The organism is Kitasatospora sp. NPDC058063, from assembly GCF_042885395.1.
GTDB classification, from domain to species: domain Bacteria; phylum Actinomycetota; class Actinomycetes; order Streptomycetales; family Streptomycetaceae; genus Kitasatospora; species Kitasatospora lactacystinica.
This window is the reverse complement of sequence record NZ_JBHVSD010000006.1, coordinates 1-21,214: the sequence shown is the minus strand read 5'-3', so window position 1 is coordinate 21,214 and position 21,214 is coordinate 1. Positions and strand designations below refer to the sequence as shown.

Here is a 21,214-nt window from a genome sequence, read left to right as displayed (position 1 = left end):
CTCAGCCCCTCCGGACGGCCGGGCCGCCCTGCGGGCGCGGCAGCGGCAGCCGGGCGACCAGGTCGGTCACGATCTGCTCGGAGGTGCGGCGGCTGAGCTGGGTCTCGGCGGTCGGCATCAGACGGTGTGCCAGGACCGGGACGGCGAGGCGCTGGATGTCGTCCGGGGTGACGTAGTCGCGCCCGTCCAGCGCGGCGGCGGCGCGGGCGGCCCGGACCAGGTGCAGGGTGGCGCGCGGGGAGGCGCCCAGGCGCAGCTCCGGGCTGGTGCGGGTGGCGCCGACCAGGTCGACGGCGTAGCGGCGGACCGGGTCGGCGATGTGCACGCCGCGGACCAGGTCGATCAGCTTGAGGATGTCGGAGGCGTGCGCGACCGGCTGGAGGTCCTCCAGCGGGCTGGCGCCGGCGTGCACGTCCAGCATCGCGAGCTCGGCCTCGGGGCTGGGGTAGCCGATCGAGATCCGGGCCATGAAGCGGTCGCGCTGGGCCTCCGGCAGCGGGTACGTGCCCTCCATCTCGACCGGGTTTTGGGTGGCCACGACCATGAACGGCGAGGGCAGCTCGTAGCTGGTGCCGTCGATGGTGACCTGGCGCTCCTCCATGGACTCCAGCAGCGCGGACTGGGTTTTGGGCGAGGCGCGGTTGATCTCGTCGCCGACCACGACCTGGGCGAAGATCGCGCCCGGGCGGAACTCGAAGTCGTGCCGCTGCTGGTCGTAGATGTTGGTGCCGGTGACGTCCGAGGGCAGCAGGTCGGGCGTGAACTGGATGCGGCGCACGGTGCAGTCGAGCGAGCGGGCGAGCGCCTTGGCCAGCATGGTCTTGCCGACGCCGGGCACGTCCTCCAGCAGCAGGTGGCCCTCGGCGAGCAGGACGGTCAGGGCGATCCGGACGGCCTCCGGCTTGCCCTCGATCACGCTCTCGACGTTGGCGCGGACGCGGTCGACGACCGCGGCGAGCTCGGGGAGCCCGACCGGCTGGTACCCGTTCGCCCTCTGCTGCTCGCCCCCCGCAGGACTGCCGAGTCCGGCCTGATCGTTGTAGCTCGTCACCCGTTTACGCTCCCTGGCACCCTGTGCCCGCCCCGTCCCGAGGCCGGGCCCCACCCCATGCTTGACGCGGCCGTCCCGGGGGCGGTTCCGAACAAGGATCCGGCGCCGGGAAAGGCGGCCTGCGGCCTGGCCGCCCCAGGTGGTTCGGGGTCCGACCGGCAGGCGCATTCTCCCCCGCGGGATGGCCAGAAGTCACCATTCGGCGGTTCCCGAATGCCTGGACCGCGGGTGGCCGGTCCGCTCGTCTCCGGGCGGCTGCGGCGGGCCCGGGGACGAGCGGACGGAGTACTCAGTCGATCTCGCGCAGCAGGCCGGTGTGGACGTCGAAGACGAAGCCGCGGACGTCGTCGGTGTGCAGCAGGAAGGGAGAGGTGCGGACGCGCTGCATGGACTGGCGGACGTCGCCGTCCAGGTCGACGAAGGCCTCCACCGCCCACTGCGGGCGCTGGCCGACCTCCAGCTCCAGCTCGCGGCGGAAGTCCTCGGTGAGCCCGAGCAGGCCGCAGCCGGTGTGGTGGATCAGCGCGATCGAGCGGGTGCCGAGGGCGCGCTGGCTGATGGTCAGGGAGCGGATGGTGTCGTCGGTGACGACGCCTCCGGCGTTGCGGATGACGTGCGCGTCGCCGAGTTCGAGGCCTAGCGCCGCGAACAGGTCGAGGCGGGCGTCCATGCAGGCGACCACGGCGATCTTCTGCACCGGGCGGGCGTCCATCCCGCCGTCCTGGAAGGTCACGGCGTAGGTGCGGTTGGCCGTGACGAAGCGGTCGATGACGGTGGGTCTGGCAGGGGCGGCAGCGGCGTTCGGCGAGGGCCGGTCTGGTGTCACTGTCATGGTGGCGACGTTAGTGCGGATCAGGAGCGCGCGGTGGGGCGGGGAGCTACAGAACCGGGCGCCGCGATCGGGTGCATCGCCACAACCGGAGGGTTCGTCCGGGCTGGTGCGGGGTGACCCGCACGCGGGGCGGGGAGGGGGCGCGCGCCGGCCGTCGAAGGCCCCCGATCCGTGCCGCCACCGGTCCACCCGCACGCCCGCGACCTGCGGTGATCCGTACCGCCGCCCGGGTGGTGCGCCGGAGCGGACCATTGACTGGCAAGGCCCGCGCGATAGAGTTTGCGGCGCAGTGGAGCACACCCGCCGGGGCCCGTCAACCGGGCCTTCCCGGCCGGTGCGGCCCGGTCGACGCGGTCCGTGGCCTCCTCCCGCTCCGTGTCCACCTGGCGCACCTTCCCCGGTGCCGGGCGGTCACGACCTTCCCCTTGAGCGGGCGGGGACCACGGGCCGCTTCGTCGTGCCGGGGCACGGTGGGCGAGAATGGTCGCAGCTCCCGGACGTCGGGCTGCTCCGCACCGAGGAAGGGCGCCACCGCGCATGACCACCAACGAACCGGGCCCCAAGCACGTTCCGGTGATGCTCCAGCGGTGCATGGACGCCCTGGCCCCGGCGATCTCGCGCCCCGGTGCCGTCGTGGTCGACGCCACCCTCGGCCTCGGCGGGCACAGCGAGGCGCTGCTGACCCAGTTCCCGCAGGTGCGGCTGGTCGCGGTGGACCGCGACCCGGTGGCGCTGAAGCTGTCCGGCGAGCGGCTGGCCCCGTTCGGCGACCGGGCCACCCTGGTGCACGCCGTCTACGACGAGATCCCCGAGGTGCTGGAGCGCCTGGGCATCGACGAGGTGGACGGCGTCCTGTTCGACCTCGGCGTCTCCTCGATGCAGCTGGACGAGGCCGAGCGCGGCTTCGCGTACGCGCAGGACGCGCCGCTGGACATGCGGATGGACCAGACCCGGGGGATCAGCGCGGCGGAGGTGCTGAACACCTACAGCCACGGCGACCTGGCCCGGATCCTCAAGGTGTACGGCGAGGAGCGGTTCGCCGGGAAGATCGCCTCGGTGATCCTGCGGGAGCGGGAGAAGGAACCGTTCACCAACAGCGCGCGTCTGGTCGATTTGGTGCGCAACGCCATCCCGGCGGCGACCCGTCGGACCGGCGGGAACCCCGCCAAGCGGACGTTCCAGGCGCTGCGGATCGAGGTCAACGGCGAGCTGGAGGTCCTGGACCGGGCGATCCCGGGCGCGCTGGACGTCCTCGCGGTGGGCGGCCGGATCGCGGTGATGTCCTACCAGTCGCTGGAGGACCGCCTGGTCAAGCAGTGCTTCGCCGCCGGTGCGACCAGCACCGCTCCGCCGGGCCTGCCGTTCATCCCGGAGGAGCACCAGCCCTGGCTCAAACTGATCACTCGCGGTGCCGAGCTGGCCACCGAGGAGGAGATCGAGGAGAACCGGCGTGCCGCGCCCGTGCGGCTGCGGGTGGCGGAGAGGATCAGGGACCGTAGCAAGCGGGGCTGACGAACCGGTCCCGGCGGGTCCGAAGGGCGGAGGAGAGCGGTGGGGCCGGTGGCCGGTGAGGTCCGGGCGGGGCGGGGAGGACTCCCGAGGCAGGGCAGGGCACGGATCACGGTCCGGCCGGGCAGGCGCCCGGTGCGGCGGCGCACGCCGTTCGCGGTGCTCATCGTGGTGCTGCTGGCGGCCGGGCTGCTCGGCCTGCTCACGCTGAACACCGCGCTCAACGAGGGCTCCTTCGAGCTGTCCCGGCTGCAGAAGCAGACCACGACGGCGACCGACGAGCAGCAGGGCCTCCAGCACGAGATCGACCAGAGCTCGGCCCCGGACGCGCTGTCGCGGCGCGCGGCCGAGCTCGGCATGGTCCCGGCCGGCGGCATGGCCTTCCTGGACGTCCCGAACGGCGGCAAGGTGATCGGCACCCCGGGCCCGGCGCAGGACAGCCCGCCGGTCAAGCGGTCCACGGCCGAGCCGTGGCCGACCAGGGCCCAGCCGAGTGCCGCCCAGCCCGGCGCCGGGCCGTCGCCGGCCGCGCCGCAGCCGGGCGGTGCCCCGTCGCCCGCAGCCCCGCCGCCCGCGCCGACCCCGGCGGCGTCCGCCGGTGACTCGGTGATCCAGCTCAACCCGGTCCCGCCCGCCGCGGGCGCGAAGCCGAGCGGGGGTGCCGGCCGGTGAGCGGGCGGAACGGGCGAACCGTCAACAGGTACGAATGGTGCGAAGCGTCCGCCGAGCGCAGCGAGGTGGTCGCATGAGCACTCCACGTCAGCCCACCAGTGGGTCCGGCGGCGGCAACGGCCGCCGTCCGGTGCCCCGCGGCGGTGCGCCGCGCGCGCAGTCCGGCTCCGGCCGCGGCCAGCCGGTCAAGGGTCAGCCCGCGAAGGGCCAGCCGGCCAGGAGCCAGCCGGCGAAGGGTCAGCCCGCCCGCAGCCAGTCGGCCAAGGCCCAGCCCTCCAGGTCGGCCTCCGTCGGCCGTACCCCGCGGGCGCCGCAGCAGCGCGGCCCCGAGGGACGCCCGCCGGCCCGCAGCCAGGCGGCGGTGCGCCCGCGGAGCCGTCCGTCGCTGCGCCCCAAGGCGCTCAAGCTGGCCGAACCGAAGCGCCGGCTGCGGGTGATCAGCGTGGTGCTGTCGCTGGTGTTCTCCGTCTTCGCGGGCCGCCTGGTGCAGCTCCAGCTGGTGGACGCCGACGCGCTGGCCGCCGACGCCAACACCAACCGCTACCTGAACATCCCGATCACCGCCGAACGCGGCTCGATAACGTCCTCCGACGGGGTCTCGCTGGCGGCCACCGTCGACGCGTACGACATCACCGCCGACCCGGCGATGTTCACCCCGGAGGCGACCGGCATCCCGGACGCGCCGGAGCAGGCGGCCGCGCTGCTGTCGCCGATCCTCGGCGTGCCCAAGGAGAAGATCGCCGCCGACCTGCACACCCCCAAGAGCCGTTACAAGCGGCTCGCGGCCCAGCGGACCCCGGCCGCCAAGAAGCAGATCAGCGACCTCAAGTCGGGCCTGGAGAAGCAGGCCGGCTCGCGGGCCTGCCAGGCCCAGAAGAGGCTGCTCGGCAAGCCCGCCGACCAGGGCGGACGCACCCGGGTGGACAACGAGTGCGCCAACCCGCTGGCCGGGGTGTTCAACCGGGAGACCCAGAAGCGGATCTACCCCGCGGACGGGCTGGCGGCCAACCTGGTCGGCTTCGTCAACGCCGAGGGCGAGGGCGCCGGCGGCCTGGAGCTCCAGTATCAGAAGCTGCTGGCCGGCAAGGACGGCCACAGCAGCTACGCCCAGTCGGGCGGGCGGCTGGTGCCCACCGCGGGGGGCTCGATGGAGCCGGCCGTGCCGGGCGACGACGTGAAGCTGACCATCAACCGGGACATCCAGTGGGCCGCCCAGCGGGCGATCACCGACCAGGTGGCCAACTCCGGCGCGGAGAAGGGCTACGTGGTGGTCCAGGACGTGAAGACCGGTCAGGTCCTCGCGATGGCCACCGCGCCCGGCTTCAACCCGAACGACCTGAGCCTGTCCAAGCAGGCGCAGCTGGGCAACCCCGCCCTGGCCGACGCGTACGAGCCGGGCAGCACCGCCAAGCTGATGAGCCTGGCCGCCGTGCTGGACTCCGGCAAGGCCACCTGGGACACCAAGGTCACCGTGCCCAACCGGCTGGTCCGGGCCGGGCAGCAATTCAAGGACGACATCGACCACGACCCCTGGTACCTGACCCTGGCCGGGGTGCTCGCCAAGTCGTCCAACATCGGCACCATCGAGGCGGTCGAGACCCTCGGCGACGGCGACCAGCTGAAGGCCAACCAGGTGCTGGACGGCTACATGCGCAAGTTCGGCGTGGCCCGGCCGACCGGCCTGGGCTTCCCCGGGGAGACCCCCGGGATGCTCAAGAAGCCGGAGGACCTGGTCGCCTCGGAGAAGTACAACATCTCCTTCGGCCAGGGCCCGCTGCAGATGAACGCGCTGCAGGCCACCTCGGTCTACTCCACCATCGCCAACGGCGGGGTGCGGGTCGCGCCCAGCATCGTCCAGGGCGTCACCGACCCGAACGGCAAGTACACGCCGAGCGCGCCGGGGGAGCAGACCCGGGTGGTCAGCCCGGAGACGGCCAAGACCCTCACCTCGATGCTGGAGTCGGTCGTCGACGACGAGCAGGGCACCGGCGGCAAGGCCGCCATCTCCGGCTACCGGGTCGCCGGCAAGACCGGCACCGCCAACCGGGGCGCCGCCAACGGCGTCGGCTACGACGGCTACACCGCTTCCTTCATCGGCTTCGCCCCCGCCGACGCCCCCCGGTACACCGTCTCCTGCACCCTCCAGGGCCCGGTCAACGGCCACTTCGGCGGCCAGCTGTGCGGCCCGGTGTTCAAGCAGGTGATGGAGTTCACCCTGAAGACCATGCAGGTCCCACCGAGCGGCAGCCAGGCGCCCAACCTCACCGTCGACTGGAAGCCGTGAACGAGCGATGAGCAACGAACCGGCCGGGCCGGAGCACGGCGCGGCGAAGGGCCGGTTTGGCCCTGGACACCCTTCGGCGGATAGCCTTCCCGCCGTGCCGAAACCCGATCAAACCACCGTGAGTCCGCCCCGCCCGACCGGGACCACCGCCCTGCCGCTCGCCGAGCTGGCCGCCGAACTGGGCCTGCCGCCCGTCGAGGGCGGCGCCGTCAGCGGTGTCACCCACGACTCCCGCGCGGTCCGCCCGGGCGACGTGTACGTGGCCTTCCCGGGCGCCAATCACCACGGCGCGGCCTTCGCGGCCAAGGCCGCGGAGTCCGGCGCGGTGGCGGTGCTCACCGACCCGGCCGGCGTCGAGCAGGCGGCCGCCACCGGCCTTCCGCTGCTGGTCGTCGACCGGCCGCGGGCCGTCATGGGCGAGTTGGCCGCGATCGTCTACGGCCGCCCCTCCCGGCGGCTGCTGATGCTCGGGCTGACCGGCACCAACGGCAAGACCACCACCTCCTACCTGGTCGAGGGCGGCCTGCGCGGCGCCGGGCGCAGCCCGGGAGTGATCGGCACCGTCGAGATGCGGGTCGGCGAGGAGCGGATCAAGAGCGAGCGCACCACCCCCGAGGCCACCGACCTGCACGCGATCCTCGGCGTGATGGCCGAGCGCGGCGCCGACGCGGTGACCATGGAGGTCTCCAGCCACGCCCTGGTCTTCGGCCGGACCGACGGCGTCGCGTACGACGTCGCGCTGTTCAACAACCTGACCCCCGAGCACCTCGACTTCCACCCGGACATGGAGGACTACTTCCAGGCGAAGGCCCGGCTCTTCCAGCCCGGCAAGTCCCGCCGGGGCGTGGTCAACCTGGACGACGAGTACGGCCGCCGGCTCGCCGCCGAGGCCGAGATCCCGGTGACCACCTTCTCCGCCACCGGCGCCGCCGGGGCCGACTGGCGGGCCGTGGACGTCCGGCTCGGGCCGGTCGGCTCCACCTTCAGGGTGCTGGGCCCGGACGGCGCCGAGGCCGACGCCTCCGTCCCGCTGCCCGGTCCGTTCAACGTCGCCAACGCGCTCGCCGCGATCACCGTGCTGGTCGCCGCCGGGCTGCCGCTGGAGCGGGCCGTGGCCGGCGTCGCCGCCGTCCCCGGCGTGCCCGGCCGGCTGGAGCGGGTGGACGCCGGACAGCCGTTCGTCGCCGTCGTCGACTACGCCCACAAGCCGGACGCCCTCCAGGCCGTCCTCGCCTCGCTGCGCCAGGTCACCGAGGGCCGGCTGCACGTCGTGGTCGGCTGCGGCGGCGACCGCGATCCGCACAAGCGCGGCCCGATGGGCGCCATCGCCGCCCGCCTGGCCGACACCGCCCTGCTGACCAGCGACAACCCGCGCAGCGAGGACCCGTTGGCGATCCTCGCCACCATGCTGAACGGCGCCGCCGCGGTGCCCGAGGCCGAGCGCGGGGCCGTCCTGGTCGTCCCCGACCGGGCCGAGGCGATCGCACTCGCCGTCGCCCGCGCCCAGGCGGGGGACACCGTGCTGGTGGCCGGCAAGGGCCACGAGCTCGGCCAGTACGTACGAGACGAGATCCGCCCCTTCGACGACCGGGAGGTGCTGCGCGAGTCCGTCGCGCGGGCCGCGGCCGTACGGGGCGACCGAGGAGTAGAGCAGCAGTGATCGCACTGACCCTCGCCGAGGTGGCCGCCGCCGTCGGAGGCACGCTGGACGGCGCCGACCCGGACGCCCTGGTCACCGGCCCGGTCGAGGTCGACTCGCGGAAGGTGGTCCCCGGCGGCCTGTTCGCGGCCTTCGTCGGCGAGCACGTGGACGGCCACGACTACGCGGCCAAGGCGGTCGGGGACGGCGCCGTCGCGGTGCTGGCCTCCCGCCCGGTCGGCGTGCCCGCCGTCCTGGTCGACAGTGTGGTGGAGGCGCTCGGCAGGCTGGCGCGCGCCGTGGTCGCCCGCGCCGAGGGCACCGCCGTGGTCGCGCTGACCGGCTCGGCCGGCAAGACCAGCACCAAGGACCTGATCGCCCAGCTGCTCCAGCGCCACGGCGCGACGGTCTACCCGCCCGGCTCGCTCAACAACGAGATCGGCCACCCGATGACCGCGCTGCGGGTCGAGGCCGGCACCCGGCACCTGGTGATGGAGATGGGCGCCCGGCACAAGGGCGACATCGAGTACCTCACCTCGATCACCCCGCCCCGGATCGGCCTGGTCCTCAACGTCGGCACCGCCCACGTCGGCGAGTTCGGCTCCCAGGAGGCGATCGCCGAGGCCAAGGGCGAACTGGTGGAGTCGCTGCCCGCCGACGGTGCCGCGATCCTCAACGCGGACGACCGGCTGGTGCGCGCGATGGCCTCCCGCACCAGGGCGAAGGTGGTCCTGTTCGGGGAATCACCGGACGCCCACGTACGGGCCACCGACGTTCGCCTGGACGCCACCGGGCGGCCATCCTTCACGCTCACCACCCCGGCCGGTTCCGCGACCGTGCAGCTGCGCCTGTACGGTGAGCACCACGTCTCGAACGCCCTCGCCGCCGCTGCGGTGGCGGTGGAGCTCGGGATGTCCGTCGACGACACCGCGGCAGCCCTGGGCGAAGCGGGTGCGCTGTCCCGCTGGCGCATGGAGGTCGTCGACCGGGCCGACGGTGTCACCGTCGTGAACGACGCCTACAACGCGAACCCCGACTCGATGCGGGCCGCGCTGCGGGCGCTCGTCTCGATGGGCGGCCGGGGCCCGGAGCGCCGCCGCACCTGGGCGGTGCTCGGGGAGATGCGGGAGCTCGGCGAGGAGAGCCTGGCCGAGCACGACGCCATCGGGCGGCTCGCGGTCCGGCTCGACGTCACCAAGCTGGTGGCGGTCGGCGGACGCGAGGCGGCCTGCATGGAACTCGGCGCGAGGAACGAAGGTTCGTGGGGTGAGGAGTCGGTGCTGGTGTCCGACGCGGACGCGGCGGTCGAGCTGCTGCGCAGTCAGCTGCGGCCGGGGGATGTGGTCCTGGTGAAGGCTTCCCGTTCGGTGGGGCTGGAGAAGGTGGCCGAGGCCCTCCTGGCGGACGGTGTGGCCGAATAATGAAGCAGATCCTTTTCTCCGGGATGATCGGTCTCATCCTGTCGCTGCTCGGCACCCCGGCCCTGATCAAGGTGCTGGCGAAGCACGGCTACGGCCAGTACATCCGTGACGACGGCCCCAAGGCGCACCACAGCAAGAAGGGCACGCCCACCATGGGCGGCATCGCCTTCATCCTGGCGACCCTGATCGCGTACTTCGCCACGAAGGCGATAACGGGCGAGAGCCCGACGGCCTCCGGGCTGCTGGTGCTCTTCCTGACCGCGGGTCTCGGCCTGGTCGGCTTCCTGGACGACTACATCAAGGTGGTCAAGCGCCGCTCGCTGGGCCTGCGGGCCAAGGCGAAGCTGGCCGGCCAGTCGATCGTCGGCCTCGGGTTCGCCGTCCTGGCGATGCAGTTCCCGGACGACCGCGGGCTCAACCCGGCGTCCCAGAGCCTGTCCTTCGTCCGGGACTTCAAGTGGGCGATCGGCCCCGTCCTGTTCGTCATCTTCGCGTACTTCATGATCGCCGCGATGTCGAACGGCGTGAACCTGACGGACGGTCTGGACGGCCTCGCCACCGGTGCCTCGGTGATGGTCTTCGGCGCCTACACCTTCATCGGCATCTGGGAGCACACCCAGAGCTGCGCCTACGCCATCACCGCGACCGCCAACTGCTACGACATCCGCGACCCCCTGGACCTCGCCGTCGTGGCCTCCGCCCTGATGGGCTCCTGCTTCGGCTTCCTGTGGTGGAACACCTCGCCCGCCAAGATCTTCATGGGTGACACCGGCTCGCTCGCCCTCGGCGGCGCCCTGGCCGGTCTGGCGATCTGCTCCCGCACCGAGCTGCTGCTCGCCCTGCTCGGCGGCCTCTACGTGATCATCACCCTCTCGGTGATCATCCAGGTCGGCTCCTTCCGGATGACCGGCAAGCGCGTCTTCAAGATGGCGCCACTGCAGCACCACTTCGAACTCAAGGGCTGGACCGAGGTCCTGATCGTGGTCCGGTTCTGGATCATCCAGGGCCTGTGCGTCGCCGTCGGCCTCGGACTGTTCTACGCGGGATGGGTGACCGGATGACCGACCCCGACCTGACCAACCCGGACTTCGGCGGCCTGCCGGTCGCCGTCGCGGGGCTGGGCGTCTCCGGCATCAGCGCCGCGCGCGTCCTGCACGGCCTCGGCGCCCGGGTCACCGTGGTGGACGGCGGCAGCGGGCCCGGCCTGGCCGCCCGGGCCGCCGAGCTGGAGGCGCTGGGCGTCACCGTGCGGCTCGGCGACGGGGCGAGCCTGCCCGAGGGCACCGAACTGATCGTCACCTCGCCCGGCTGGGCGCCGGACAGCCCGCTGTTCGCCGCCGCCGAGGCGGCCGGGGTGCCGGTCTGGGGCGACGTCGAGCTGGCCTGGCGGCTGCGCAGGCCGCTGCCCGGCACCGGCGAACCCGCCCCCTGGCTGGCCGTCACCGGCACCAACGGCAAGACCACCACCGTCCAGATGCTCGCCTCGATCCTCACCGCCGCCGGCCGGCGCACCGCCGCGGTCGGCAACGTCGGGGTCTCGGTGCTGGACGCGGTGCTCGCCGAGGAGCCGTACGACGTGCTCGCCGTCGAGCTCTCCAGCTACCAGCTGCACTGGGCGCCTTCGCTGCGCCCGTACTCGGCGGCGGTGCTCAACCTGGCACCCGACCACCTCGACTGGCACGGCTCGATGGAGGCGTACGCCGCCGACAAGGGCCGGATCTACGAGGGCAACGTCGTCGCCTGCGTGTACAACCTGGCCGACCCGGCCACCGAGGCGCTGGTCCGCGAGGCCGACGTCGAGGAGGGCTGCCGGGCTATCGGCTTCGGCCTCGGCGCGCCCGGTCCGTCGAACTTCGGCGTGGTGGACGGGCTGCTGGTGGACCGGGCCTTCGTCGAGGACCGGGCCAAGAACGCGGCCGAGCTGGGCGCCGTCGAGGACGTCAACCCGCCGGCCCCGCACAACATCGCCAACGCGCTCGCCGCGGCGGCGCTGGCCCGGTCGTACGGCGTCGACCCGAAGGCCGTCCGGGAGGGCCTGCGGGCCTTCCGCCCGGACGCCCACCGGATCGCCGAGGTCGGCGTGGTCCGCGAGGTCGCGTACATCGACGACTCCAAGGCCACCAACACCCACGCGGCGGCCGCCTCGCTGGCCGCCTACCGGCCGATCGTCTGGATCGCCGGGGGACTGGCCAAGGGCGCGACCTTCGACGACCTGGTGCAGGGCGCGGCCGAGCGGCTGCGCGGGGTGGTGCTGATCGGCGAGGACCGGGCGCTGATCCGGGAGGCGCTGGAGCGACACGCTCCGGATGTGCCGGTGATCGAGGCGGCCGAGGGCCAGACTGGCGCGGTGGCGATGGCCGAGGTCGTTCGAACGGCCGCGTCGCTCGCCCGATCGGGTGACACGGTGCTGCTGGCACCGGCCTGCGCCTCGATGGACATGTTCACCAACTACGGCGAGCGCGGCGACCTCTTCGCGGCGGCCGTCCGGGAGCTGGCGGGCGAGTAGGCGGTCCGGCGCGGGCGTCGGACGGAGAACAGTGAGTGGGGAGCGGTGGCGGGGCAGGGCAGAGCGGATTCCGGCGTGGAGAAGCGGGACGCCGCCGAGCCGATGAGAGTGATCTCCGCCACCACGACCAAGTACAAGTCGGCCGGTCCACTGGCCCGCGTCCAGGCCTTCCGGGCCCGGGTCCGGTACTGGCTGGACCGGCCGCTCACCCCGTACCTGCTGGTCGTCGGCAGCACCCTGCTGCTGGTCGTGCTCGGTCTGATGATGGTCTTCTCGGCCTCGCAGATCCTCGCCCTGAACCAGCACCACACGGCGCAGTACTACTTCCTCAAGCAGTTGATCGCGGCCATCCTCGGCCTGGTCCTGCTGATCGGCTTCGCCTCCGTCCCGGTGGCGGTGCTGCGGGTGATCACCTATCCGGTGATGATCGCTGTGATCGGCGCCCTCACGCTGGTGGCCATCCCCGGCATCGGGGTGCGGATCAACGGCAACCAGAACTGGCTGGACTTCGGCTTCTTCCAGTTCCAGCCCTCGGAGTTCGCCAAGCTCGCGCTGGTGCTCTGGGGCGCCGACCTGCTCGCCCGCAAGCAGAAGGCCGGCACCCTCAACTCGTGGAAGCACCTGCTGGTGCCACTGGTGCCGGGGGCCCTGCTGCTGCTCGCGCTGATCATGTTCGGCGGCGACATGGGCACCTCGATGATCCTGGTGGCCATGGTGTTCGCGCTGCTCTGGATGGTCGGCGCGCCGCTGCGGCTGTTCGTGGCCACCCTCGGGGTGGCGGTGGTGGTCTGCACCGCCCTGGTGGTCACCGTGCCGCACCGGGCGGAGCGGCTGAGCTGCATCGGCGTCACCAAGCTCGACCCGGAGGGCGCCTGCTTCCAGGCCCTGCACGGCGTCTTCGCGTTCGCCAACGGCGGCGGCTTCGGCACCGGCCTCGGCGCCGGCGTGGAGAAATGGGGCCAGCTGCCCGAGGCGCACACCGACTTCATCTTCGCCGCGACCGGCGAGGAACTCGGTCTGGTGGGGACGCTGTCGGTCCTCGGTCTCTTCTCGGCACTAGGCTACGCGGGTATCCGTGTGGCCATCGGTACGAAGGACCCCTTCGTCAGGTACGCCGCGGGAGCCGCCACCACCTGGATCATGGCGCAGGCCATGATCAACCTGGGGTCGGCGCTGGGACTGCTGCCCATCGCGGGCGTCCCGCTCCCGCTGTTCTCCTACGGCGGTTCCGCCATGCTGTCGGCCATGTCCGCGATCGGAGTGCTGCTGTGCCTGGCGCGCAGCACCTCGGGCGCGAAGGCGGCCCTGGCCGCCCGGAGCAAGAACTCCCGGATCAGGAGACAACTGGCCCGGGTGCTGCCACGACGACGAACCACAGCGCGCCCGGCCCCGGGGCCGGCACGCAGGGAGCGGTGAATTTCGGTGCATGTCGTACTCGCCGGCGGGGGGACCGCCGGTCACATCGAGCCGGCCATGGCCCTCGCGGATGCCCTCCGCAGGCACGACCCGTCCGTCGGGATCACCGCCCTGGGCACCGAGCGCGGACTGGAGACCCGGCTGGTCCCCGAGCGCGGCTACCAGCTGGAGCTCATCCCGGCCGTGCCGCTGCCCCGCAAGCCCACCCCGGAGCTGATCACCGTCCCCGGCCGGCTGCGCGGCACCGTCCGGGCCGCCCAGGAGATCATCGAGCGGGTCAACGCGGACGCCGTGGTCGGCTTCGGCGGCTACGTCGCGATGCCCGCCTACCTGGCCGCCAAGCGGGCCGGCGTGCCGATCGTGGTGCACGAGGCGAACGCCCGCCCGGGCCTGGCCAACAAGATCGGCGCCCGCTACAGCGACTTCGTGGCGGTCTCCACGCCGGACAGCAAGCTGCGCGACTCCCGGTACATCGGCATCCCGCTGCGCCGGACCATCGCCACCCTGGACCGCGCCGCGGCCCGCCCCGAGGCCCGCCACTACTTCGGCCTCGACCAGCGGCTGCCCACCCTGCTGGTCTCCGGCGGCTCCCAGGGCGCGCGCCGGCTCAACGAGACGATCACCGCGATCGCCCCGCGGCTCCAGCAGTACGGCGTGCAGATCCTGCACGCGGTCGGCCCGAAGAACGAGCTGCCGCAGGTGGCGGACGTCCCCGGGATGCCGCCGTACCGCCCGGTGCCGTACCTGGACCGGATGGACCTGGCCTACGCGGCCGCCGACATGATGCTCTGCCGGGCCGGCGCCATGACGGTGGCCGAGCTGGCGGCCGTCGGCCTGCCCGCCGCCTTCGTCCCGCTGCCGATCGGCAACGGCGAGCAGCGGCTGAACGCCCAGCCGATGGTCAAGGCCGGCGGCGGCCTGCTGGTGGACGACGCCGAGCTGACTCCGGACTGGGTGCTCCAGAACGTGCTGCCGGTGCTCACCGACCCGCAGCGGCTGTGGGACATGAGCCGGTCGGCCGCCGAGTTCGGCCGCCGGGACGCCGACGACCTGCTGGTCGGCATGGTCTACGAGGCGATCCAGGCCCACCGCGGCGGCCGCCGCCGTGGCTGACGGCCGGCTCGCCGACCCGTTGGAGGAGGAGTTGGAGGTGGAGGAGTCCGCTCCCCGCCTCCGGCTCTCCCGGCGGGGCATCGTGGTGCTGGGCGTGCTCGGCGCCACGGTGCTCGGCGTGCTGGCCTGGCTGGTGTTCCTCTCCTCGGTCCTGGACGTGCGCAGCGTCGCGGTCCAGGGCATGAGCGACGACAAGTTGACGGCGGACCAGGTCCGCGCGGCGGTCGGCGGGCTCGGTGACGGCCCGCTGGCGCGCGTGGACCTGGACGACGTCCGGCACCGGGTGGAGGGGATCCCCCGGGTGGCCGAGGCCGAGGTGTGGCGGGGCTGGCCGCACACCCTGCGGGTGAAGGTCGTCCAGCGCAAGGCGGTGGCCGCCGTCAAGGGGGATGACGGCCAGTTCACCCAGGTGGATGCCGGGGGCGTGAGCTTCGCCACCGAACCGGCTCCGCCGGAGGGCGTTCCGGTGGTCGAGCTGCGACTCAGTCAGCAGGCGAACGACGTGGACGGGGTGATCTCCCGTCCGCAATTGGTGCAGGGCGCGGTGGCGGTGGCCGCCGGGCTGCCGCCGGAGGTCGCCAAGCGGGCCGGCTCGGTGCTGGTGCACTCCTACGACGACATCGAGTTGCAGCTCAGCGGGGGTGCGACGGTGCGCTGGGGGAGTCCGGAGCAGATCGACCGGAAGGCCAGGGTGCTGGTCGCACTGATGAAGCAGAAGGGCACGAACTTCGACGTGACGGCGCCGGAGGCGCCGGCGGTGTCGGGATGATCCGGTAGGTTCTCTGCCTGAGGGAGGGGTTGACGCCTTGAAGTGTCGGCCCGACTCTTGGTGGTCACCCCCGGTTTCCTATGCCGGCCGATGATCACATAGGCTCAAAAGAAAAAGGGAAGCTCGGCGTGTTCGTTGAAACGCGTGCCCGGAGCCACCTAGTGTCCTGTGTCACCAGACTGTGTTTCCTGGTGATGTGACGGAGGCACAGAACTAACCCTAAAGGTCAAGTTTAGGGTTGGGGTCGGCGGTCGGCATTTCGGACATTCAGTCAGAAACCAGGCTCCCTACCCATCGACATCCGTCGGTACGGCCCCGCCCCGGGTCGGGCCGACCCGGAAATTCGAGGCGAGAGGCCTTCGACGTGGCAGCACCGCAGAACTACCTCGCAGTCATCAAGGTCGTCGGAATCGGCGGCGGTGGTGTCAACGCCATCAACCGGATGATCGAGGTCGGTCTCAAGGGCGTCGAGTTCATCGCGATCAACACCGATGCGCAGGCCCTCCTGATGAGCGACGCCGACGTCAAGCTCGATGTGGGCCGTGAACTCACCCGGGGCCTCGGCGCCGGCGCCAACCCCGAGGTCGGCCGGAAGGCCGCCGAGGACCACCGCGAGGAGATCGAGGAGGTCCTCAAGGGGGCCGACATGGTCTTCGTGACCGCCGGTGAGGGCGGTGGCACGGGCACGGGCGGCGCGCCCGTCGTCGCCAACATCGCGCGCTCCCTGGGCGCCCTGACCATCGGCGTGGTCACCCGTCCGTTCACCTTCGAGGGACGGCGCCGGGCCAACCAGGCCGAGGACGGAATCGCCTCCCTGCGCGAAGAGGTCGACACCCTCATCGTGATCCCCAACGACCGACTGCTGTCCATTTCGGACCGCCAGGTCAGCGTGCTCGACGCTTTCCGCTCGGCCGACCAGGTCCTGCTCTCCGGTGTCCAGGGCATCACCGACCTGATCACCACCCCGGGTCTGATCAACCTCGACTTCGCCGACGTCAAGTCCGTGATGTCGGAGGCCGGTTCGGCGCTCATGGGCATCGGCTCGGCCCGCGGTGAGGACCGCGCCAAGGCCGCCGCCGTGATGGCGATCTCCTCGCCGCTGCTGGAGGCCTCGATCGACGGCGCCCGCGGCGTGCTGCTGTCCATCTCGGGCGGCTCCGACCTCGGCCTGTTCGAGATCAACGAGTCGGCCCAGCTGGTCAGCGAGGCCGCCCACCCCGAGGCGAACATCATCTTCGGTGCGGTCATCGACGACGCGCTCGGCGACGAGGTCCGGGTCACCGTCATCGCGGCCGGCTTCGACGGCGGGCAGCCGCCGGCGATCGTCCGCGACCCGGTGGTCAAGTCCACCGCCCCGGAGCGCCCGGCCACCCCGCCGGCCGCCCCGGAGCGTCCGGCCGGCCGCCCGTCCTACGGGAGCATCGGCTCGGTGACGTCCCGGTCGGAGGGCGAGTCCTCGACCGCGTCGTCGAGCCGGACCGCCGAGACCTCGGCCACCACGACCGCCGCCCCGGTGCCGCCGCAGGTGCAGCCGGCCCGGCAGCCGTACGTGGAGAGCCCGGCAGAGGAGCTCGACGTCCCGGACTTCCTTAAGTGATCGATCACTCGATCCGCGCGGGTGCTCACTTCGCCTTCACCTCCCGGTGGGGCGGGGTGAGCACTTCGCCGTACGGGGAGCTCAACCTCGGCGGCGCGGTGGGGGACGACCCGGAGGCCGTGCGGGAGAACCGGGCGCTGGCCGCCCGGCAGCTGGGTCTCGACCCGGCCGACGTGGTGTGGATGAACCAGGTGCACGGCGCCGAGGTTGCCGTGGTGACCGGGCGCCAGCCGCCCGGTCAGGCCCCGACGGTGGACGCGGTGGTCTCCGACCGGCCGCTCGCACTGGCGGTGCTGACGGCCGACTGCACTCCGGTGCTGCTGGCCGATCCGGTGGCGGGCGTGGTGGGCGCGGCCCACGCGGGCCGGCCCGGGCTGGCGGCCGGGGTGGTGCCCGCGGCCGTCCGGGCGATGGTCGAACTGGGCGCGGAGCCCTCGCGGATCACCGCCGCCACCGGGCCCGCGGTCTGCGGCCGCTGCTACGAGGTGCCGGCGCAGCTGCGCGCCGAGGTCGCCGCGGTGGTGCCGGAGGCCTTCGCCGAGACCTCCTGGGGGACTCCGGCGCTGGACGTGCCGGAGGGAGTCGCGGCCCAGCTGGCCGCGGTGGGGGTCAAGGAGCTGGTGAGATCACCGGTCTGCACCCTTGAATCCGCCGATCACTACTCCTATCGCCGCGAGCAGCGCACCGGCCGGCTCGCGAGCTACGTCTGGTTGGGCTCTGATCACTGATGACGAACGACATCTACGGACCGTTCCCGGGAAGCCCGGAGTTCACCGCCGCGCTGACGGAGGGCCAGCGGGCCCGGTACGAGGAACTCGGCACCAACCTCGACGTGGTCGAGCGCCGGATCGCGGACGCGTGCGCGGCCGCCGGGCGCGCCCGGGAGGAGGTCACCCTGGTCGTCGTCACCAAGACCTACCCCGCCGAGGACACCGCGCTGCTGGCCGGTCTCGGGGTGACGGACGTCGCGGAGAACCGGGACCAGGACGCCGCTCCCAAGGCGGAGCAGTGCAGAAACCTTCCTCTTGACTGGCACTTCGTCGGCCAGCTGCAGACCAACAAGGTCCGCTCGGTCGTCCGCTACGCGAACCACGTGCACTCGGTGGACCGGCTCCGGCTGGTCGAGTCGCTCTCCGCGGCGGTGCTCAAGGCGGAGCGCCCGGAGCTGGGCTGCCTGGTGCAGGTGGCGCTGGACAAGGCGCACGGGGAGGGTGAGCACCGGGCGGGGGTCGCGCCGGAGGACGTCGCGCAACTGGCCGACGCGATCGCCGACACGCCCGGGCTGCGGCTGGACGGTGTGATGACCGTCGCTCCGCTGGCCGGCCCGCTGGCCGGAGACCCGGCCCGGGCCTTCGATCGGCTGGCGGAAATCGCAACCGCCGTACGGGCGGCCCATCCGGCTGCCACCATGGTCTCCGCAGGGATGAGCGGTGACCTTGAGCAGGCGATTGCCGCCGGAGCGACACATGTGCGCGTCGGAACGGCGGTACTCGGAGTGAGGTCACCCCTCAGGTAACGTCACCGGGTAAGTAGATCAGACAGCAGGACAAAATAGGACAGAATCTAGCAGCTCTTCGGAGCGCTAGCGAACCGTGGATCGCAGCTCCGCGGCCCCCACTCCACGCATCTGACCGGCCGTCGGGCTGACACGCCGTCGTGGAGGGACCGCGGAATCCGCAGGCGGGGCCGTACGGCCCGGGCCGGAGCCGGTCCGTACGGAACGAGCGAAGCGACCATCAGAAGGTGCGCGCATCGCGAAGCCGCCACCGAGCGCGAGCGAGGTGGCTATGAGCGGAGGAGACAGGAGCATGGCCGGCGCAATGCGCAAGATGGCGGTCTACCTCGGCCTCGTGGAGGACGAGACGTACGACGGCCAGGGGTACGACCCCGACGACGACTACGACGCGGACCCCGAACCGATCCGGACGGGCCAGCGGACCGAGGACATCCCCCGGCCGGCCCCGGCTCCCGCGGCCGCCGCGCCCGCCCCGGTCTCCTCGATCACCCCGCAGCCGGTGCCCGCGGCGGTGCCGATCCGCCAGGAGACTCCGAGGATGGCCCCCGTGTCGTCCATCACACCCGAACGTCGCCACAACCTGGAGAAGAGCGCGCCGGTGATCATGCCCAAGGTCGTGAACGAACGAGAGCCCTACCGCATCACCACGCTGCACCCCCGGACCTACAACGAGGCCCGTACCATCGGGGAACAGTTCCGTGGCGGGACCCCCGTGATCATGAATCTGACCGAGATGGACGACACCGACGCGAAGCGCCTCGTAGACTTCGCGGCTGGACTCGTCTTCGGTCTGCACGGCAGTATCGAGCGCGTGACACAGAAGGTGTTCCTGCTGTCGCCTGCTAACGTCGATGTCACGGCGGAGGACAAGGCTCGGATCGCCGAGGGTGGGTTCTTCAACCAGAGCTGACCCGGCCACGACTTTACGTGTGGATCTGATCAACAGTGGTTGGCGACAGGTGACGAGCGGCAGGCCCGAGGGATCGGGACCGGGGAGAGGGATACGCGATGGACATCGTGTGGGCGGTGCTCTACTACGCCCTGACCGTCTTCCTGGTGTTCCTGCTCGTACGGCTGGTCATGGACTGGGTCTTCCAGTTCGCGCGTTCGTGGCGGCCCGGCAAGGCCATGGTCCTGGTCCTGGAGGCCACGTACACTGTCACGGATCCGCCGCTCAAGCTTCTTCGGCGGCTCATTCCGCCGTTGCGTTTCGGGGGCGTGGCGCTCGACCTGTCCTTCTTCGTACTGATGATCATTGTGTATGTCCTGATCTCGCTTGTGCACCCCTAGTCGTAGGTGAGCGATGCGACAGGATGCCGGTGTGCCGACGATCACGTTGAGGTGAAGAGATGCCATTGACCCCCGAGGACGTTCGGAACAAGCAGTTCACGACCGTCCGCCTGCGTGAAGGCTATGACGAGGACGAGGTCGATGCCTTCCTCGACGAGGTCGAGGCGGAGCTGACCCGCCTCCTCCGGGAGAACGAGGACCTGCGCGCCAAGCTGGCCGCCGCGACTCGTGCCGCCGCGCAGAACCAGGCCAACCTGCGCAAGGAGCCGCAGCAGGACGCGCCCCGACAGGGCGGCGCCCCGGTGCCGGCCGCCATATCCGGCCCGCCGGTCCCCGGCCAGCAGGGTCCGGGTGGCCCGCAGCAGATGGGCCCCGGCGGCCCGCAGCAGATGGGCCCGGGTGGTCCCCAGCAGATGGGCCCCGGCCCGCAGCAGCAGCAGCAGATGGGCAACCAGCCCCTCGGCCTGCCCGCCGGATCCGCGCCGCAGCTTCCCGCCGGCGGCCCGCAGCAGCAGCAGATGAACCAGACCATGGGCGGCCAGCAGCAGCTGGTCCAGCCGATGGGCGGTCAGATGCTGCAGCCCATGGGCGGTCCCGGTGGCCCGCAGCAGATGGGCAACCCGATGGGCCAGGGCATGGGCCAGCAGCAGATGCAGCCGATGGGCGGCCCCATGGGCGGCCCGCAGCAGATGGGCGGCCCCATGGGCGGCCCGATGCAGCAGCAGGGCCCCGGCGGCGACAGTGCCGCCCGTGTGCTGGCGCTCGCTCAGCAGACCGCCGACCAGGCGATCTCCGAGGCCCGTTCCGAGGCCAACAAGATCGTCGGCGAGGCGCGCAGCCGGGCCGAGGGCCTGGAGCGCGACGCCCGTGCGAAGGCCGACGCGCTGGAGCGGGACGCGCAGGAGAAGCACCGCGTCGCGATGGGATCGCTGGAGTCGGCGCGGGCCACGCTGGAGCGCAAGGTCGAAGACCTGCGGGCGTTCGAGCGTGAGTACCGCACGCGACTGAAGTCGTACCTGGAGACCCAGCTGCGCCAGCTGGAGTCGCAGGCCGACGACTCGCTCGCTCCGCCGCGGATCCCCGCCACCGCGTCGCTGCCGCCGGCGGCCTCGTCGATGGCCCCGGCCGGTGCCGGTGCGATGAGCAGCGGTGCGCCGAGCTTCGGCGGCAACCAGCCGTCCTTCGGTGGCAACTCGCCGTCCTTCGGCGGGAACAGCGCCTTCGGCGGCAACTCCCCGGCGCCGAGCTTCGGCGGGCAGTCGACCGGTGGCAACAGCGGTGCGCCGCAGATGCAGCCGGCCGGGATGACCCAGCCGATGGCGGCGGTCCGACCGCAGCCGCCGCAGCCGATGCAGCAGGCTCCGGCGCCGATGCGGGGCTTCCTGATCGACGAGGACGGCGACAACTGAGGTTGTAGCAGAGCCTTTTGAGGGCGCCCCCTTTCCGACCCACGGGTCGGGGAGGGGGCGCTCTTGTTTGTGCTGGGTGGGGGGCTTTCGGGAGGGGGCTCTCGGGAGGGTGGGGGGCCGGGGGCGGCGCAGGGGGTGGGTGCTCCGGGGGCTGGATGATTTTCAGACTGCCGACCCTGTGGGTGGGGCG

General features: G+C 72.3%; 18 protein-coding genes. 16 read left to right on the top strand and 2 right to left on the bottom strand.

Annotated features, from left to right (window positions below):
• Nucleotide 1: 1 nt before the first annotated feature.
• Both ACFVUY_RS11800 and ACFVUY_RS11795 read right to left on the bottom strand, forming a co-directional pair.
• Complete coding sequence (locus ACFVUY_RS11800) at nucleotides 2-1,051, bottom strand: AAA family ATPase (RefSeq protein ID WP_380357231.1); 1,050 nt, start codon at nucleotides 1,049-1,051, stop codon at nucleotides 2-4.
• 289 nt (nucleotides 1,052-1,340) lie between these two features.
• Nucleotides 1,341-1,883, bottom strand: coding sequence for a carbonic anhydrase (locus tag ACFVUY_RS11795; RefSeq protein WP_224283459.1), 543 nt, complete (start codon nucleotides 1,881-1,883; stop codon nucleotides 1,341-1,343).
• Between the two features lie 537 nt (nucleotides 1,884-2,420).
• On the opposite strand from ACFVUY_RS11795, the gene rsmH reads away from it, so the two are divergent.
• From rsmH to ACFVUY_RS11715, 16 genes are all read left to right on the top strand, one after another.
• Entirely contained in the window at nucleotides 2,421-3,395 is a 975-nt protein-coding gene (rsmH, locus tag ACFVUY_RS11790) for a 16S rRNA (cytosine(1402)-N(4))-methyltransferase RsmH (RefSeq protein WP_387729416.1), read from the top strand.
• A 132-nt stretch (nucleotides 3,396-3,527) separates the two neighbouring features.
• Nucleotides 3,528-4,064, top strand: coding sequence for a cell division protein FtsL (locus ACFVUY_RS11785; protein WP_387729413.1), 537 nt, complete (start codon nucleotides 3,528-3,530; stop codon nucleotides 4,062-4,064).
• Between the two features lie 73 nt (nucleotides 4,065-4,137).
• Nucleotides 4,138-6,348, top strand: coding sequence for a penicillin-binding transpeptidase domain-containing protein (locus ACFVUY_RS11780; protein ID WP_387729411.1), 2,211 nt, complete (start codon nucleotides 4,138-4,140; stop codon nucleotides 6,346-6,348).
• A gap of 7 nt (nucleotides 6,349-6,355) precedes the next feature.
• Nucleotides 6,356-8,008: a UDP-N-acetylmuramoyl-L-alanyl-D-glutamate--2,6-diaminopimelate ligase gene (locus tag ACFVUY_RS11775; RefSeq protein WP_387694820.1), complete on the top strand. Its 1,653-nt coding sequence runs from the start codon at nucleotides 6,356-6,358 to the stop codon at nucleotides 8,006-8,008.
• Nucleotides 8,005-9,408, top strand: coding sequence for a UDP-N-acetylmuramoyl-tripeptide--D-alanyl-D-alanine ligase (murF, locus tag ACFVUY_RS11770; RefSeq protein ID WP_387694821.1), 1,404 nt, complete (start codon nucleotides 8,005-8,007; stop codon nucleotides 9,406-9,408). The genes ACFVUY_RS11775 and murF overlap by 4 nt, the downstream gene beginning before the upstream one ends.
• Entirely contained in the window at nucleotides 9,408-10,469 is a 1,062-nt protein-coding gene (gene mraY / locus ACFVUY_RS11765; RefSeq protein ID WP_359827635.1) for a phospho-N-acetylmuramoyl-pentapeptide-transferase, read from the top strand. The genes murF and mraY overlap by 1 nt, the downstream gene beginning before the upstream one ends.
• On the top strand, nucleotides 10,466-11,914 hold the full coding sequence (gene murD / locus ACFVUY_RS11760) for a UDP-N-acetylmuramoyl-L-alanine--D-glutamate ligase (protein ID WP_387729409.1): 1,449 nt from the start codon (nucleotides 10,466-10,468) through the stop codon (nucleotides 11,912-11,914). Before mraY ends, murD begins: the two co-directional genes overlap by 4 nt.
• A 75-nt stretch (nucleotides 11,915-11,989) precedes the next feature.
• Nucleotides 11,990-13,330: a putative lipid II flippase FtsW gene (ftsW, locus tag ACFVUY_RS11755; RefSeq protein ID WP_387694823.1), complete on the top strand. Its 1,341-nt coding sequence runs from the start codon at nucleotides 11,990-11,992 to the stop codon at nucleotides 13,328-13,330.
• A 6-nt stretch (nucleotides 13,331-13,336) separates the two neighbouring features.
• The gene (gene murG / locus ACFVUY_RS11750; protein WP_359912813.1) at nucleotides 13,337-14,443 is read left to right on the top strand and encodes an undecaprenyldiphospho-muramoylpentapeptide beta-N-acetylglucosaminyltransferase; all 1,107 of its coding nucleotides are present in this window, start codon (nucleotides 13,337-13,339) and stop codon (nucleotides 14,441-14,443) included.
• Nucleotides 14,436-15,212 carry a cell division protein FtsQ/DivIB gene (locus ACFVUY_RS11745; RefSeq protein ID WP_387694824.1) on the top strand — a complete coding sequence of 259 codons (777 nt, stop codon included), beginning with the start codon at nucleotides 14,436-14,438 and terminating at the stop codon, nucleotides 15,210-15,212. Before murG ends, ACFVUY_RS11745 begins: the two co-directional genes overlap by 8 nt.
• 364 nt (nucleotides 15,213-15,576) lie before the next feature.
• Nucleotides 15,577-16,809: a cell division protein FtsZ gene (ftsZ, locus tag ACFVUY_RS11740; RefSeq protein ID WP_387694825.1), complete on the top strand. Its 1,233-nt coding sequence runs from the start codon at nucleotides 15,577-15,579 to the stop codon at nucleotides 16,807-16,809.
• Complete coding sequence (gene pgeF / locus ACFVUY_RS11735; RefSeq protein ID WP_380551098.1) at nucleotides 16,806-17,537, top strand: peptidoglycan editing factor PgeF; 732 nt, start codon at nucleotides 16,806-16,808, stop codon at nucleotides 17,535-17,537. The genes ftsZ and pgeF overlap by 4 nt, the downstream gene beginning before the upstream one ends.
• Nucleotides 17,537-18,325: a YggS family pyridoxal phosphate-dependent enzyme gene (locus tag ACFVUY_RS11730; protein WP_387694826.1), complete on the top strand. Its 789-nt coding sequence runs from the start codon at nucleotides 17,537-17,539 to the stop codon at nucleotides 18,323-18,325. Before pgeF ends, ACFVUY_RS11730 begins: the two co-directional genes overlap by 1 nt.
• A gap of 292 nt (nucleotides 18,326-18,617) precedes the next feature.
• Nucleotides 18,618-19,235 carry a cell division protein SepF gene (locus ACFVUY_RS11725; RefSeq protein ID WP_224276937.1) on the top strand — a complete coding sequence of 206 codons (618 nt, stop codon included), beginning with the start codon at nucleotides 18,618-18,620 and terminating at the stop codon, nucleotides 19,233-19,235.
• A 98-nt stretch (nucleotides 19,236-19,333) separates the two neighbouring features.
• A complete protein-coding gene (locus ACFVUY_RS11720; RefSeq protein ID WP_030060143.1) occupies nucleotides 19,334-19,615 on the top strand; it encodes a YggT family protein in 282 nt (93 codons plus the stop codon).
• A 59-nt stretch (nucleotides 19,616-19,674) separates the two neighbouring features.
• On the top strand, nucleotides 19,675-21,024 hold the full coding sequence (locus ACFVUY_RS11715) for a DivIVA domain-containing protein (protein WP_387694827.1): 1,350 nt from the start codon (nucleotides 19,675-19,677) through the stop codon (nucleotides 21,022-21,024).
• Nucleotides 21,025-21,214: the final 190 nt, after the last annotated feature.

Coding starts and splice junctions, on each gene's coding strand:
- ACFVUY_RS11795 (WP_224283459.1), bottom strand. CDS start 1,883: ATGACAGTGACACCAGACCGGCCCTCGCCGAACGCCGCTGCCGCCCCT.
- rsmH (WP_387729416.1), top strand. CDS start 2,421: ATGACCACCAACGAACCGGGCCCCAAGCACGTTCCGGTGATGCTCCAG.
- ACFVUY_RS11780 (WP_387729411.1), top strand. CDS start 4,138: ATGAGCACTCCACGTCAGCCCACCAGTGGGTCCGGCGGCGGCAACGGC.
- ACFVUY_RS11775 (WP_387694820.1), top strand. CDS start 6,356: ATGAGCAACGAACCGGCCGGGCCGGAGCACGGCGCGGCGAAGGGCCGG.
- mraY (WP_359827635.1), top strand. CDS start 9,408: ATGAAGCAGATCCTTTTCTCCGGGATGATCGGTCTCATCCTGTCGCTG.
- murD (WP_387729409.1), top strand. CDS start 10,466: ATGACCGACCCCGACCTGACCAACCCGGACTTCGGCGGCCTGCCGGTC.
- ACFVUY_RS11730 (WP_387694826.1), top strand. CDS start 17,537: ATGACGAACGACATCTACGGACCGTTCCCGGGAAGCCCGGAGTTCACC.
- ACFVUY_RS11725 (WP_224276937.1), top strand. CDS start 18,618: ATGGCCGGCGCAATGCGCAAGATGGCGGTCTACCTCGGCCTCGTGGAG.
- ACFVUY_RS11720 (WP_030060143.1), top strand. CDS start 19,334: ATGGACATCGTGTGGGCGGTGCTCTACTACGCCCTGACCGTCTTCCTG.
- ACFVUY_RS11715 (WP_387694827.1), top strand. CDS start 19,675: ATGCCATTGACCCCCGAGGACGTTCGGAACAAGCAGTTCACGACCGTC.